Source organism: Novipirellula artificiosorum (genome assembly GCF_007860135.1).
In the GTDB taxonomy this organism is placed as follows: domain Bacteria; phylum Planctomycetota; class Planctomycetia; order Pirellulales; family Pirellulaceae; genus Novipirellula_A; species Novipirellula_A artificiosorum.
The window spans coordinates 33152-47920 of the sequence record NZ_SJPV01000002.1 but is presented as its reverse complement, the minus strand read 5'-3'; the positions used below and the strand labels follow the sequence as shown (position 1 = coordinate 47920).

Below are 14769 nucleotides of genomic sequence, written 5' to 3'. Positions count from 1 at the left end.
AACTCCACCACGCCACCTCCCAATACTTGAATCTGAAAACAACCTCATGGGCCGACTACAATCATCGATTGGCTTGGTCACCGGCACAGACATCCAAGGCACGGTCGACCAACTCATTGCGATCAGCTCGCAACCGCGAGACCGTTTGGTCGCGCGCACCAACACCATGGTCGCCAAGCAACAGGCGCTGGCGGAATTGACCGCATCCGTGATCGGAGTCCAACTTGCCGGATCCCGACTGGGTAGCTCCGCGATTTTTCAAGCGAAGCAGGCAGACTCTTCGAATACAGATGCGATCTCTGCGACTGCCGGCAACGTCGCGGAGGTTGCCACGCACACGGTGCGGACGCTGCAAAACGCAGCAACCCATGACGTCCGCTCCCTCAAGCGGTTCGAGGATGCCAATACCGCATTGGAGCTTTCCGGCACCCTGTCGATCAAACCGAACGGCGGATTCCTCGATGATTCTGTGGCACTTGCCGACTTGAACCACGGCCGTGGCGTGGAGAAAGGCACCGTCCGAATCACCGATCGGTCGGGAAACTCGTCTGAAATCCGATTCGACAACGCCCGCACGATTGACGATGTGCTGGCGGCGATTAACGACGCGGAGATCGATGTACGGGCAACCACCGAAAATGGCGCAATCAAGCTGATCGATTTGACGGGCAGCACGGTAAGCCATTTGAAGGTTGAGCAGCTCGGAAGTGAGGAAACGGCGGCCGACCTCGGCTTGTGGGGGATCGATTCTGCCTCCGATTCCGTGACCGGCATTGAATTGGATCTCCCCGACGGAGTCTCGTCGCTGCGAGGAGCCTCGCTGTCCCAACTGAACGGCGGCGCCGGGCTCGATCCGCTCACGTCGCTCCAGATCACCCTATCGGATGGAACTTCAGCCAACATTGATCTGTCAGCGGCAACAACCACCAGCGAGATCATCGAGACGATTGATGCTTCGGGATTGAAGTTGATCGCCAAGCTCAACGATTCGCGAACCGGTTTTCAAGTTCGCGATGTCTCGGGTGGCACAGGCGATTTCACGATCTCGTCGAGCGACGACACCGCCGCCCAACTGGGGCTCGATACGATAACGTCGAACGATATCATCGTCGGTAAGAGTCTGAATCGCCCCACCGTTGATCGTGAGACCTTGATCGCGGACCTCAACGGAGGCAGCGGAATCAGCCGCGGTAGCTTTACGATTACCGACAGCGCCGGTGCAACGGCCGCGGTGAATATGACCTTTGATGAAATCGAATCGATCGGTGAGCTGATTGACCGCATTAACGAACTTGACGTCGACGTGACCGCATCGATCAATGATACCGGTGACGGTATCGCAATCGTCGACAATGCGGGTGGCGACGCTACAATGCAGATCAAAGACGCGTCCTCTTCCATGCTCGCCAAGGAATTGGGCATCGCCGGAGCGGCAACACAACAAACGGTCGGTGGCGTGACCGTATCTGCGTTGGTGGGTACCGAAGCCGATTCGATTGAGGTCAGCGCTGAGGATACGCTTACGACCTTGGTTGCCAAGATCAACGAAAACGGTCGCTACGGCAATGCATCGGTCCAGTCCAACGACGACGGCACCTACTCGCTGCGTCTTCGCGGCAATAAAGCGGGCGAAGCAGGAAAAATATCGATCGAAACCGAGGGATTCAATCTGGATTTGCGGACCGACAGTCGTGGCCAAGACGCATTGATCGCCGTTTCGACCGATGGACGCCCCGAGAACTTCATGACCAGTGCCGATGGGGTATTCGATCTCGAGAACTCAAGCCAAACGACTCAATCGATTAGTAACTACACGCTGCTTTCCGAACTGAATTCCGGCCGCGGAATCAACTTGGGAAGCTTCACCGTCCAAGATAGCGACGGCATCACCAGCGCGGTGAACCTGCGAACAGAGAACATCACTTCCGTCGGCGAACTGCTTGACGCCATCAACCAATTGGGGATCGGTGTTTCGGCGTCGATCAACGACGCCGGTGACGGTATCTCGGTCATCGATACCGCAGGCGGCTCGGGAACGCTTGAGATTGTCGATGCTGGGAATGGAAAATCGGCGGCTGAATTGGGAATCGCTGGGGAGGCGACTAGCCAAACCATCGGTGGAGAAGAGGTTTCCGCGTTAATCGGACACAGTGAACTTCAGAGCAGCGTTTCCGATGGCGGTTTGGTGTTGACCGTCAAGGAGTTGTCAGACGAACCAATCACCATCAAGGTCGCGCAGAATCCGGAAACGGCAACGAAGGCGGTCAAGACGTTTGTCGATCAGTACAACAAGTTGGTGGATAAACTTGAATCGCTAACCTTTTACAATGCCGAAACCGAAGAGGTTGGCTTGCTGTTTGGATCGAGTGAAGCATTACGCATTCAGAGTGGTTTTGGAAAACTGTTCTCGGGTGCCATCACTCAAGCCGGGCAACTCCGTTCGCTCGGACAGGTCGGATTGAGCCTCAGCGATCAAGGAAAGCTTGAAACGGATGCGGAAAAGCTGACAGCAGCACTCGAGAATGATCCTTCGGCGGTCGATGCATTTTTCTCAACCTCAGAAACCGGATTCGCCGGGCGAGTTGACGAATTGACCGAACGCATTGCTGGGATCGGAAACAGTCTACTATTGAATCGCAGTTCGACATTGGCCGAGCAGGTTAACCGAAACAACGAACGCGTTGATACGATGAACTTGCGACTTGAAACCGAGCGAGAACGATTGTTAACGCAGTTCTACAAAACGGAAGAAGCAATCGCTAAAATTCAGGCGAATCAATCGATCGTTTCACAGATTCAGCCGATTTCGATTTACAGCGACAGCGAGTAATGGGGGCCGATTCCCGAAAGGCTTCTGTTTTCCTCATGACCCCACGACGACCGAACGCATGGAGGCACCCCGTCGATGACCTTTACAACTTCGCAACCCGCATCAAACTTTCAGCCCAGTACCTACCAAGGCCCTCGACGTCGAAAATCGGACGAGTACCTTGACTCAGCGATCCGATATGCCTCGCCAGCGAGACTACGACTGATGCTGATCGAGCGTTCAATCGACGTGGCCCGGCTCTTGGCTGAAAATTGGCGAACGAAGCCGGAAACGAAGGGCCCCAATGAGAACTCACTCCGCTTGCTTGATTTGATCAACGAATTATTGTCCGGCGTCACATCGAAAGAAGGCGTTTGCGAAAAGATTGCCGACTTGTACGTTTTCTTGTCGAAACATCTGATCGCAGCGGAACGATCAAGCGACGCCGACGCGATTGATGAAATTCGAACGATTTTGGAAATCGAAGCCGAAACATGGCGATTGGTGGTAGCCAATGAAGGAGCGGCGGCCTGCGCCGAACCACCCACAACCGGATTGAACCTCGAGGGTTAATCGGCTTTCGACCTTGCTTCACCGCATGCCCCATCATCCGCCGGTTGGCATACAAGAACGGACGATTCCGAGGACTTCCTGCAGCACCTCGTCGGGGGTCATGCCATCGGTGTTCAGGACAACGGCGTCTTCGGCAGCCCGCAATCGCCCAACGGGGCGCATCCGATCTTCAAGGTCTCTTTTATTTTGTGCGGCGAGCACCTGCTGTTCGCTCATGTGGCGACCAGACGCAACCAATTGTTGCAATCGTCGTCGTGCCCGTTCCTCGGGGGATGCGGTCAGAAAAATTTTGCACTCCGCTTCTGGGAAAACTTCGGCTCCCTGGTCACGACCTTCCGTGACAATGTCTCGATCCTCGGCAATCCGACGTTGCTGTGCCGAGAGTTGTTGGCGGATCCGTGGTTCGTCTGCTAAAAAGCGAATGGCATCGGTGACGGTAGGAGTTCGAATTGCGGTCGAAACATCTTCGTCTCCTAAAAACACGCATTGGCCATCCCAGCGGATTTCGACCCGTTCCGTCAGTTCGACGAGCGCATCGATCTCGGAAAAATCAATTTGAGCCCGAATCACCGCCAACGTCGCTGCTCGGTACAGAGCGCCGGTATCGAGGAACTCGAAACCAAGTTGCTTGGCTACTTGCCGAGCGATGCTACTTTTGCCAGCACCCGCTGGTCCATCAATCGCCACGATCACAAGTTGTATTCTCCGAAAGTGTTCTGGTCGCGTGTTCATCCAGCTGGGTAAATTGCTTCACGAGCGTCTATCGATGGGTTCGCCGACTGTCTTGCTTCGACATCCAGGTATCCATGCGTTGATCCAGTTGACGCAGCGCATCGGCGATCTGCTGAGACTCCGTCGATTCACCGCGTGAGGGACCCTCAGCCCCAAAACGTAGGCGATAAAACGCATCCGTCAATACTGCAAGCGGCGACTCGATCCTTTGCGAGGGGTCCAAGGTATCTCGATCAACAAGACCAACGGCCAACCGCGCAAACTCATTCGGCGTTTGCCAACGTTCCCGTTCGATTCCGGCATTGGCAAGGCACTTCAACGCCTTGGCATAAAACACAATCCTCGGTGATTCGACAACCGACTCCGAGGACTTCTTCTTGTGTCGCTGTACCAAAAGGGACGGCAATCGCAACAGACCGAAAATGCCGATTGCCGCCAAAACGCCCAAGCATGCAGCCGACCAAGAAAAACCGCCACCACCCGCCAGCGTTCCTCCACCAAGTTGGCCCGATCGGATCCGAGCGATGGTACGTTCGAGCCATGACGCCACTCGATTCCGCGAAGTCGAGATCGCTGCCATCTCGCTATTTGACGCGGAATCGCGATTCGCTTTGTTTGCACTGACCTCCACCACATATCCCTTCCACAGCGTCTTTGCATAATCAAACACATTCTCGACGCGTTGGGCCGAGATCGACTCGACGTTCGATCCGGGCGTCGGATCAAGACGGAGCCAGTATTCTGGCATCTCCGGTTGTCCGTAAATCGGCCCAGGCAGTTCGGAATGGGGAATCAACGCTTCCACCCAAGCGTGAGCATGCGATTGACGCGCAACGTAGTAGTTTCCCAATTCGTTGTAGTCCTCGGTATGGTAGCCGACGACCAATCGGGCAGGAATGCGTTGGCTTCGTAACATCATCGCTAATGCGGACGCGAAGTACTGGCAATGTCCTCGTCGGTCGAACCCAACGAACTGCTCAATCGGATCGACTCCACGTTGCGGAGTGGCATTCAGGTTCAGCGTGTATTCAAAACCGCCTGTTACGCTAAGAAACACTTCAAACCGTTTGGCAATCTCCGTGCGCGTCCGCTGCCTTTCGGGAATGCCACTGACAATCCGGTCTGCCATCGACTTTACGATCGGCATCAATGTCGGGTTAAAATCCAACAAATCCCTTTGATACTCTCCGGGGGATGCAGCATTGAGTATGTATTCCGTCTCTCCGACCGTGTATCTTGCGATCATGTCCGTTTGAATACCACCTCGAAATGCGTGAGTCCCAAATTTATAAGAATATTCGGGGAACTCAAATTCGTCGCCCTCCTCGCGACGCAATGTCCAACGATCGATCTCATGGACAACGTCCAGCCCACGTTCAACTTGATGGTACGGTGCAACGGCAAAAAGCGCAGAGCTCTTTATTGATTCACAATCAATTTGGACCTGAACCGCGTCAAAAAAGTTGTGGTCACTGCTGCGGATCGGATTGAATTCGCTTGGCAATCCCATAATTCGCGTGATCGCATGGCCCCCCAGAGCCTTCCACGCAGAGCTAGGACGAACGCCCAAGGTCGAGTGGTATTTTTCCAAAACTCGACCGCGCAAATACAGCCCCTTGCCCGCAACGGTATAGGGTTGGCCGGTGATCTGATTTGTCAACCAAATGTGCATCGCAACGTCATTGCTCTGCAACATCTGACCGAACTGCTGTAACCGTACTTCGTCACTAAACCCAACCAATGCCGTCCCGCGGCCCTGGGACCGTGACGCCGTGGTCGTGCGCGGGATCGCATAGAAAAAGGTGGCGGCAATCAAGATCACAGCTGGAACCAGCATCACCATCAGCGACCGATACAAACCCTTCGACGGTGTCAAGCCTTGGTCCTTGCGTTCCACCGAACGGCAAAACAATGATCCAACCTGTTCACGCGTCGCATCGCGTGCCAGAAGTGTCAAGCCAAACGCAAGAAGCAAACCGATAGGAATCAGCAGGATGCCAAAGGTGATGGCGTGATTGAACACCGCCGCAACGATCAATTCCAGCAAGCAAAAAATGCAGAGCTGCTCGCAAACCCTTCGTGTTTTTGCCTGTAGCATCAGAATCGCTTGCACAAGAACCAACAACCTCGACACCGCGATCAAATGACGGTTTCCCGTCTGCTCTTGTTCGAGCCAAATCATCGGGCTCGCAGATAAGTCAATGTGCACCAACCCACTTACACAGAAGATCGCGGAGACGATCATGGCTGCGTACGCTAGCATCGGAGGAAGCGAAAAGAACCCCATCCAATCGACAAACAGATAGCCAAACAGCGAAAAGAAGATAGCGATCAACGCAAATGAATGTGTTTCTGCGTCACTTGCCAGCACCAACCCACCGAGCAAGGAAACCAACGCAAAGATCATTCGAAGCTGACCACCCACCAGTGGCTCGGCGACCGGAGCGGTCATCGCGATCGGATCTTTTGCGCCGTCAAGCACCATCGAACGAGGCATCCGCTCGATCAGCTTGAGTCGCAACGATTCGATTTTTGTATCAAGAGACATGGAAACAGGGGCTGCTTTGGGGATCCGAGACGTTGACCCAACGAAGCGCACCGCGACGGAGCCAAGTACCGAGTTGGGCGCCCGTCTGCTCGGGCAATTCCGACATCGCATCCTCGATGGAACGCGGGCTGATGACGACCATATCACGAAAACGGCCTGCCGTGCTGCGAGCCTTGAGCATCGCGTCTGCAAACAACGGATTCTTCGTCGCTTCGGCGCGGGCCAGCATCGCCAACAACCGTCGTTGGCTCTCGATCGACCCGCTCGCTGGCGCCGCAACCGGATCGCGTCCAGCAATCGCAAGAACGATCCGGTTCGACCCCACCGCTGCCAATTGAACAACAATCGTGGCGGCGACGCTGATCGCGTCTTCAACGTGTCCATCATCCGCGTGCGGTGTCGGCAGATAGGCATCGACCAACAGGCACAGATCATAACGACGTGGTTGATCGTATTGGCACACCACCGGTTCATCCATGCGAGCGGTGGTTCGCCAATGGATCCACCGCAATTTGTCACCGATACGATACTCACGCAGTCCCATGAAGTCGCCTTCGGAACGCCCGCTTCGCTGGATCGGGTTGGACATTCCGCCGTGACGGCTTGATAGCAAACGCTGCCACCCCCGCTTCAATTCGAACAACCTCGGGTAAACCAATTGTGTCGGTTGTCGCTTGTCCTCAATGCGAGCCGCCAATAGGTCGAGCGGGAACGAGGTCGACAGAACGGAGGGGCCAAAGGTCAACTGCCCACGCTCCGTGGCCACCATTTCCAACGGCACGGTGAGCGTCGCACCACGGCGAATTTTGGACAGCGATGTTCGCATAGGCTGGATTACACCGCTGCGGGCCACCGAGACTCGGTCTTCAATGCCTAACAACCAAATGGTCAACCATCGATTGTGGTTCGCAACCTGGTAATGAATCCGAAGTGATTGACCGGCAAAAACCTCGTCGGGCAATTGTCGTTCGAGTGACATCGATTCGCAGGCACTTCGAGCCCAGCGCCACTGCATCAATAATGCTCCGATGATCAAACCGGCAACGACAAGCAGCAAGTTGAAACCGCGCAGCGCTCCCCCGAGCATTGCGAAACACCCGACAAAGACAAAATGGGCTCCCAGCCGAGTCAGCCGAATCTTTCGTCGAAGATCAGACAACCCGCGTGATGAGTGGCCTATCGAATCGGTACTCGTTGCAGCGGCTTTCACGTTGGCACGGGGACCTTTTCCAAAATTGCGGCAATCTGATTCTCGACCATCTCTCGACTGGGTCCCTGAAACACGCTGTCATGAACCACACGATGTGCCAAGGTTGCAACGGCCAACGCTTTGATATCATCGGGGATCACGAATTCGCGTGCGTCGGTAATCGCCCTGGCTTGGCACCCTCGGTAAAAACTGAGTGCACCTCGCGTGCTGACGCCAAATTGGAAGCCATCGTGATTTCGGGTTGCATCGACGATGTCCAACAGATAGCCGACGAGACTCTCTTCGAAGGCGGCATTCCGGACCGTTCGCTGAGCCTGCAAGACTGCTTCGGTCGTTGCAACAGACTGCAACTGGTCAACCGGCTCGCCGCTACGGTGTGTCTGCAACACTTGCAGTTCCCAATTCCGCTGTGGATAACCCAACGAAGTACGAAGCAGGAAGCGGTCAAGTTGGCTTTCGGGAAGTGCGTAGGTTCCTTCGAATTCAAATGGATTCTGGGTGGCGACAACAATAAAGGGTTGGGGCAATGCGTGAGTGACACCGTCGACCGAAACACTCCCCTCGCTCATCGCTTCAAGCAATGCAGATTGAGTTCGCGGTGGGGCGCGATTGATCTCGTCGGCCAAGACCACGTTGGCAAAGATCGGCCCGGGGCTGAACTCAAATTCGCGACGATCACTCCGGTAGATCATACTGCCCGTGATATCGCTGGGCAGCAAATCGGGCGTGAATTGCAAACGCGAAAACTTGCCATCGATGGAGTGGGCAAGCGCTTTTGCTGCCAAAGTCTTGCCCACGCCGGGGACATCTTCAAGCAAAATATGCTCACCCGCCAAAAGTGCGACGATCAACATTTGCACGACATCAGGCTTCCCAAAAACGACCTGCTCAATGTTTTCGCGAAGTTGACGCGAGGTTTCAAATGCTTCTCGCGTCATATCCGAATCACTTTCCCTATGCTTCGATTGCAAAAAATACGTGGTGCTGCATGACAACCTACGGTCGACGCAGACGGAACCGGCCCATTCAAGACTCGAAGTAGTTTAGCGAGCTCAAGCGAGGAATTCTATCGGTGGTCTTGGCGAGAAAGCCTGCTTTTCGTTCTCCTTCGCCGACGTTCGCCGCTCAGCCACTCGCATTCCGAATGCCTTTCGACGACAATCATGTGATAATGAATCCGCACGAATTGATGGTCGTTATCCATGAAGAAATCTCCTCCACCGCCGTCGCCGAAACGGCGTCGTCCCAGGTTAGCACGGTCCGTCCCGTTTCAACGACTCGAGCCGCGCCACATGCTCGCGGGCGATCGGTTGTTCGAAGACGCCCTTCCGTTTGGTGCGACAGAATTGATTTCACGACCTGCTGAAGCTGAGATGCTGCCCCCATTTGTCGTGACCACCACCAACGATGAATTGGATAATCATCCATTGGACGATGGTGGGATCGATCTTAGCCTTCGCGAAGCCATCGAATTGGCGAACCTGAACCCAGGAATCGATACCATTCAATTCGATCCCGATCTATTTGGCGAAGGCAGCCTCGAGACGCAAACCATCGATCTGATTCTTGGCGAATTGTCGATCCGCGACGATCTGAAAATCGAGGGACCCGGTGCAAGGCGGTTGACGATCGATGCGCATGGTTTAGCACGCATTTTCGAGATCAACGATTTCGTTGTGGGCACGCAGTTGGAGGTCGAGATCAATGACATGACGCTGACGCGAGGATTGGCTGGCGGCATTGGTACCAATGCCAACGGCGGCGCGATCTTCTCGCTTGAAAACGTGACCATCCGGCGCAGCCGTGTGACAGGAAATGTCGCTGCATCCCTTGGTGGCGGAATCTATAGTAGCACACTCGGCTCGATCACCATCGAAAACTGCACGATTGATAACAACCTTGCAAGTACCGGCGGGGGGATGGTGGTCGGTGGCGTCGCGACGATTCACCAGAGCACCATTTCATCCAACCATGCTGCAGCTGGTGCCGGCGGAATCCTTCACTTCACGGGTACCGGGACGATCTCCAATAGCACCATCACAGGAAATACGGCCGTTACCGATGGAGGCGGTATCGTGAGTGCCGAGGCGACCACGGAATTAGTCAGCGCGATTGTCGCTGGAAATTCCGCCGGAAACGACAATGACCTGCACTCTCTCCGTGGCACGTTTGATGGCCGGCACAATCTAATCGGTGACCCCGATTCCGCGGGCGGCTTGGTGCATGGAACGAGAAACAATCTCGTTGGGGAAGCTTCGAATGGAACTCGTGTTCCAATTGACATCGCAACGGTGCTCGCACCCCTTTCCTATCAGGGGGGAGACGCACCGACGCATCGACTTGTTGTCGGTTCGGCCGCGGTGGACGCAGGTACGCTCGTTGACACCGCCGGCGCCGCAACCGATCAACGGGGCAGCGGGTATTTTCGTGACGATGGGAACGGAGTCGATATCGGCGCGTACGAGCGTCAAACCGCAAACGATTTGGTCGCAGTGGTCACCACCAGCAGCGATGAGTTCGATGCAACTCCGTTCAGCAGCAACAATTTAGAACTGAGTCTGCGCGAAGCGGTCGTTGGCGCCAACGCAGTGGCAGGCCAATTTGTCATTCGATTTGCAAACAGCGTGACCGATCCAATGCGACTCGACCGAGGAGAGATTGTCATTTCGGATGAGCTTATCATCGAAGGCAACGGAACCGAGCAGACCATCGTCGATGGAAACGGCCTTTCACGAGTCTTTAATCTACCCGATACGAACCCATTTTTTAAATTGGCGAACTTGTCGATAGAAGGAGGCAACGCTGATAACGGAGCAGCCATTTTCGCTGTGGATGCCCATCTCGAGCTTTCCGACGTGATTCTTCATGACAATCAGGCCAGCAATCGTGGAGGAGCCATTTTTCAGCAACTCGGCTCGTTGACGATGAGCGGAACTCGGATCGAAGGCAACGTGGCGGGCGTTTCTGGAGCAGGCGTGAGTTGTGGGGATGTTGATGTCACGCTCGTGCAGAGCACCGTTTCAAACAACACCAGTGGGATTCGAGGTGGATTTCAAGTCACCACCAGCCCCGGTCTTGTTCAGTTTTTTGCGGCGACGACGGACGGGACCTCGACAGTGGATGGGTTCATGGTCGATGCAGGTACCCTGCTGGTTCTGGGGACTCAGGCCGATGAGACGTTCGACTTGGGGGGTCCAGCCGAGCTGTTTCGTGACTCCGCTGGAGTCACCTTCGATGGCGACGGCGGCGCAAACACGCTTCGGTTCCGTGACGCGGCGACGCCCACCGATGTCACGGGAGCCGTCTTTGCGGCGAGCCGGTTCGGGACCATTTTGCTGGCAGCCGGCGGATCGCAGACGCTGGTGATTGATTCCAATGCGATCGACCAACTCTCACCGATCAACCGGGTCGTACAAGTGGGTGGCAGTATCAATGCTTCGATGGAATTCACCGATCCGGCCGATTGGCAAATGGGTCCACCACAAATCCGCAACGGAGTTTTTCTTCGTACTGTCGTCAGTCAAGTCGATTCGACCAGCCGGACGATTGAAGCGGGATTACCAAATCCCTGGCAGAATTTGGTTCGCAAACATGATGTGAACAACGATCGCCAAGTGACCGCCAACGATGCGTTACAAGTGATCAACGAGCTTAAGGCACGAGACTATTCCGTGGCCAATGGCCTATTGACCCCTCCTATCAACGTCACTCCATGGCCAAATCAGTACTTCGACGTCAGTGGTGACAATCACGTTAGCGCCTTGGATGCCTTGATGGTGATTAATCTGTTGGCCGAGCCGAGTCTTGCCGGCGGGGGCGAGTCAGAACCGATCGCAGCCGCATTGTGGCTTGAGGACGCTTGGGCCAAGAATCGGTATCGGTAGCTAGAAGCCGCGACGCAGGGTGCAGGCTGAGCGATTTTTGTCTTAAGCTGGACAGCGCCACTTTGTGAGCGGCAAGGCGCTAACCGCCGGTTAGGACCATGAAATACAGGCGGCTGGCCTGGATTATTCGCGGCGCAAGTTTGTGTACCGCCTTTAGAGAAGAGCCAACTTCGGGAGTGCCCGGTAGCCCGGGGTCGCTGCGAAGCGGCGCATGCGCGGGTCCACGTAACAACCAACAGGCCCGACCCTGGAAGGGTCGAAGATCACGGATCGCTGCGACCCTGTCAGGGTCGGAAGGGGGAATCTTCCTCGTTGACCGTTGGTATCGCTTCGCTCAACCAACGGCTACCATCTTTGACCACTCCGTGGTCGTTATCCTTGGCTAACCCATTTGTTAAGTTAGACGCTCTTTTGAGGCGGCATCGGATGAGCAATGCCGGCTAACGCTGGTATACCAACGTGCGCAGACTGTTTCTCGACTCATTGCCGCGAACCAAACGAGAGAATGTGCTCACGATGCGTTTTCATGAATCAACCACGTTCGTGCCTTGCCGCTCATTCCGAGATTGATTCGGAAAACTACAGTAAATCGCCCACGAAGTGACGCTAGCCAGTAAGCGCAGTTTGTTTTTCTTGATGTGGCTACGTTTGGAACCTACGATATCGACTCGTCTTACTTCATTTCAATTCGGTCGATGGCTCGCTGGTAAGAATCCCGATACCGGTTGCTGTCCGATTCGTCTCTCAGCTTCTTCAATAGCGGCAACGCCTCCACCGCGTCGGGACCGACTTTGCCGAGTAAGAACACAGCGTAGTATCGCTCGTTGCGATCGTCGCTTTGAAGCCCCTTGATTAAGGCGGGTACGGCATCGGCGTTGGCCGCATCAATTGAACGGAGTGCACCGCGCGCGACATCGGAATCGGCTTCGTTTCCGAGCATGTTGTAGAGCGCAGGAACCGCTCCCACCGCACGACTTCCCATTTCACCGAGCATTTGGGCGGCTTGTCGACGAACCGCATGATCGTCATCCTGCAAGACAACAATCAACCGCTCGGTGGTCTGCGATGCACCGGGAAGGATGCGGACCAAACAGGTGATGGCTGCGGAGCGCACTTCTGGTCGAGCATGGTCGATCAATTCGATCACCCCGTCACCACTGGGCGCCCCAAGAGGCCCCATCGCGGCGAGTGAATTCAACGCAGCGAGCGAAACGGCATGATCCTCATCCTTCAATTGACTCGATAGTGCCGCTGCGATTTCGTCCGACCGGACCCCAATCCGACCAACGGCATCGATCGCTGCTACACGCACCGTCACGTCGCTGTCTTGCATCCGCTCCACAAGTCGTGGTACGCCCGCACGCCCCGTTTGACCAAGACCCCCGAGGGTCGCCGCTGCATTTCGACGAACTTCGGCGTCCGAATCGCCTAATGCGGAGGTGATCTCGTCGACTGCGTCAGCGGCGACTTCTCCGAGAGACGCCAGTGCCCGGAGTGCACCGATGCGGACGCGTGGTGCCTCGTCCTCGATCGCCTTGGTCAGCAGGATGAGGACAGCGTCTTTGTCTGGATCATGTAAAGCGACCGTATATATAGCTTCTGCACGCACTTGGCTGCTGGGATCGCCGCAGAGGGATCGCAGCGACTTCAACACGTTGACGGGGATGGCTTGAGCACTCCCCACTGCTGCCGCGGAAACGGCTCGCAGTTCATCAGAGGAATCACGAAAACCCGCCGCCAGGGCATCGATCGCTGTCGCGGGGAGTTGGTCCATCTTCGCCAACCCTCTCGCAGCACTGATTCGCAAGCGAATCGAGTCACTCGCAAGCGCATCGACCAGCGGTTCGATGGCCGCCGGACCGATGCGGGCAAGTACCGCAGAAGTTCGATCCGATGCAAGCTGCGGGTCGGCCACTGCACTCAACAGAGCGGGAACGGCAGCAGGCCCAATCCGACTGATGGCGTCGCTGATCTCTTCGTTCTCTGCTGATTGTCGATTCAAAGCGAGGATCAGCTCCGGGCACGCTGGCGCTGCCCGAGGTCCCAATGCACCGAGGGCAAACGCCGCGGCATTACGAACGACTTCATCATCCGAATGAAGTCGGTCAACGAGATCGTCGATCGCTTGAACCGAATCGTCACCCAATTTTCTCAGCCCAAGCACAGCGGCGTTACGTACTTCGAGTTCCGCATCCATCACGCCGTCAACGATCCAATCGATCCGCTCTTGGAGTGGCAAATCCGCTTTCACCAACGCAAGAACCATCGCCGCGCGAACCTCAGCCGATTTATCGTTGGCGTACGAACCGAGTCGATCACGCACGTCGGGGGGAAGTGGATCAATCGAGATCAACCCCCGCGCGACGATGGCGCGAACGACGGGATCGGGATGCTGCAAAGCCGTTGCCAATTCCTCCGCAGCCCCTAGACGCACCAAAGAATGTGCCGCCTTGTGTCGCACGGTGTCCGCATCATCATCAAGGCCACGCTGAACGAACGGAACAACTTGGCCGCGCTGCTCGGGCAACCAACCCAACGCATCGTAAGCGGTAGCTCGTTGAGAAACGGACGCTGCATGAGTTGCGTCGGCAAGCTTGGGGATCGCAACGGAACCCATTTTGGCCACCGCCCACGCCGCGCGATAGCGGCGCTGGTCATCTCGGCTGCTGAAATTGGCAATCAATGCATCGATGGCCGGAGCTGCATCGGGGCCGATTCTTGCCAACGCCATCACCGACTGCATCCAAACCTGATCATCGCGATCCGTCGTGCGTTCGATGAGGGCATCGAGAGCGGGAAGCGCGTCGTGGCCAAGTTTCGCAAGCTCGTACGCAGCATCGCGCCGTTGGTCCAGTTCCACACTACGCAGCTGTGCGATCCATTGCACCATTGCGGGATCGTCTGCCCACGAACGCCCTGTACCTGAACACCAAAACGCGACCAAGCAGGCGGCGATCATGACCATCGATTCACGTGTTCTGACACTCGTCATCCCTGTTCCCCAACAAGAGAC

General features: G+C 55.8%; 8 protein-coding genes. 3 read left to right on the top strand and 5 right to left on the bottom strand.

Translation table 11 applies throughout. The features are described 5' to 3' along the window. Positions 1 to 46 precede the first annotated feature (46 nt). Complete coding sequence (gene fliD / locus Poly41_RS05970) at positions 47 to 2830, top strand: flagellar filament capping protein FliD (RefSeq protein WP_146525041.1); 2784 nt, start codon at positions 47 to 49, stop codon at positions 2828 to 2830. 75 nt (positions 2831 to 2905) lie between these two features. Next, complete coding sequence (locus Poly41_RS05965; RefSeq protein ID WP_146525040.1) at positions 2906 to 3382, top strand: flagellar export chaperone FliS; 477 nt, start codon at positions 2906 to 2908, stop codon at positions 3380 to 3382. Between the two features lie 33 nt (positions 3383 to 3415). On the opposite strand, the gene cmk is transcribed toward Poly41_RS05965, so the two are convergent. The 4 genes from cmk to Poly41_RS05945 form a co-directional block, all read right to left on the bottom strand. Continuing rightward, the gene (cmk, locus tag Poly41_RS05960; protein ID WP_146525664.1) at positions 3416 to 4075 is read right to left on the bottom strand and encodes a (d)CMP kinase; all 660 of its coding nucleotides are present in this window, start codon (positions 4073 to 4075) and stop codon (positions 3416 to 3418) included. 67 nt (positions 4076 to 4142) lie between these two features. Next, positions 4143 to 6662 (bottom strand): transglutaminase TgpA family protein, encoded by a 2520-nt coding sequence (locus Poly41_RS05955; RefSeq protein WP_197231104.1) that lies wholly within the window; start codon positions 6660 to 6662, stop codon positions 4143 to 4145. After that, on the bottom strand, positions 6652 to 7821 hold the full coding sequence (locus Poly41_RS05950) for a DUF58 domain-containing protein (RefSeq protein WP_146525038.1): 1170 nt from the start codon (positions 7819 to 7821) through the stop codon (positions 6652 to 6654). The genes Poly41_RS05955 and Poly41_RS05950 overlap by 11 nt, the downstream gene beginning before the upstream one ends. A 47-nt stretch (positions 7822 to 7868) precedes the next feature. Continuing rightward, a complete protein-coding gene (locus tag Poly41_RS05945; protein ID WP_231615448.1) occupies positions 7869 to 8810 on the bottom strand; it encodes an AAA family ATPase in 942 nt (313 codons plus the stop codon). A 264-nt stretch (positions 8811 to 9074) separates the two neighbouring features. On the opposite strand from Poly41_RS05945, the gene Poly41_RS05940 reads away from it, so the two are divergent. After that, entirely contained in the window at positions 9075 to 11756 is a 2682-nt protein-coding gene (locus tag Poly41_RS05940; protein WP_146525037.1) for a choice-of-anchor Q domain-containing protein, read from the top strand. A gap of 673 nt (positions 11757 to 12429) precedes the next feature. Here the strand turns inward: Poly41_RS05940 and Poly41_RS05935 are convergent. Continuing rightward, entirely contained in the window at positions 12430 to 14748 is a 2319-nt protein-coding gene (locus Poly41_RS05935; RefSeq protein WP_197231103.1) for a HEAT repeat domain-containing protein, read from the bottom strand. Positions 14749 to 14769 lie beyond the last annotated feature (21 nt).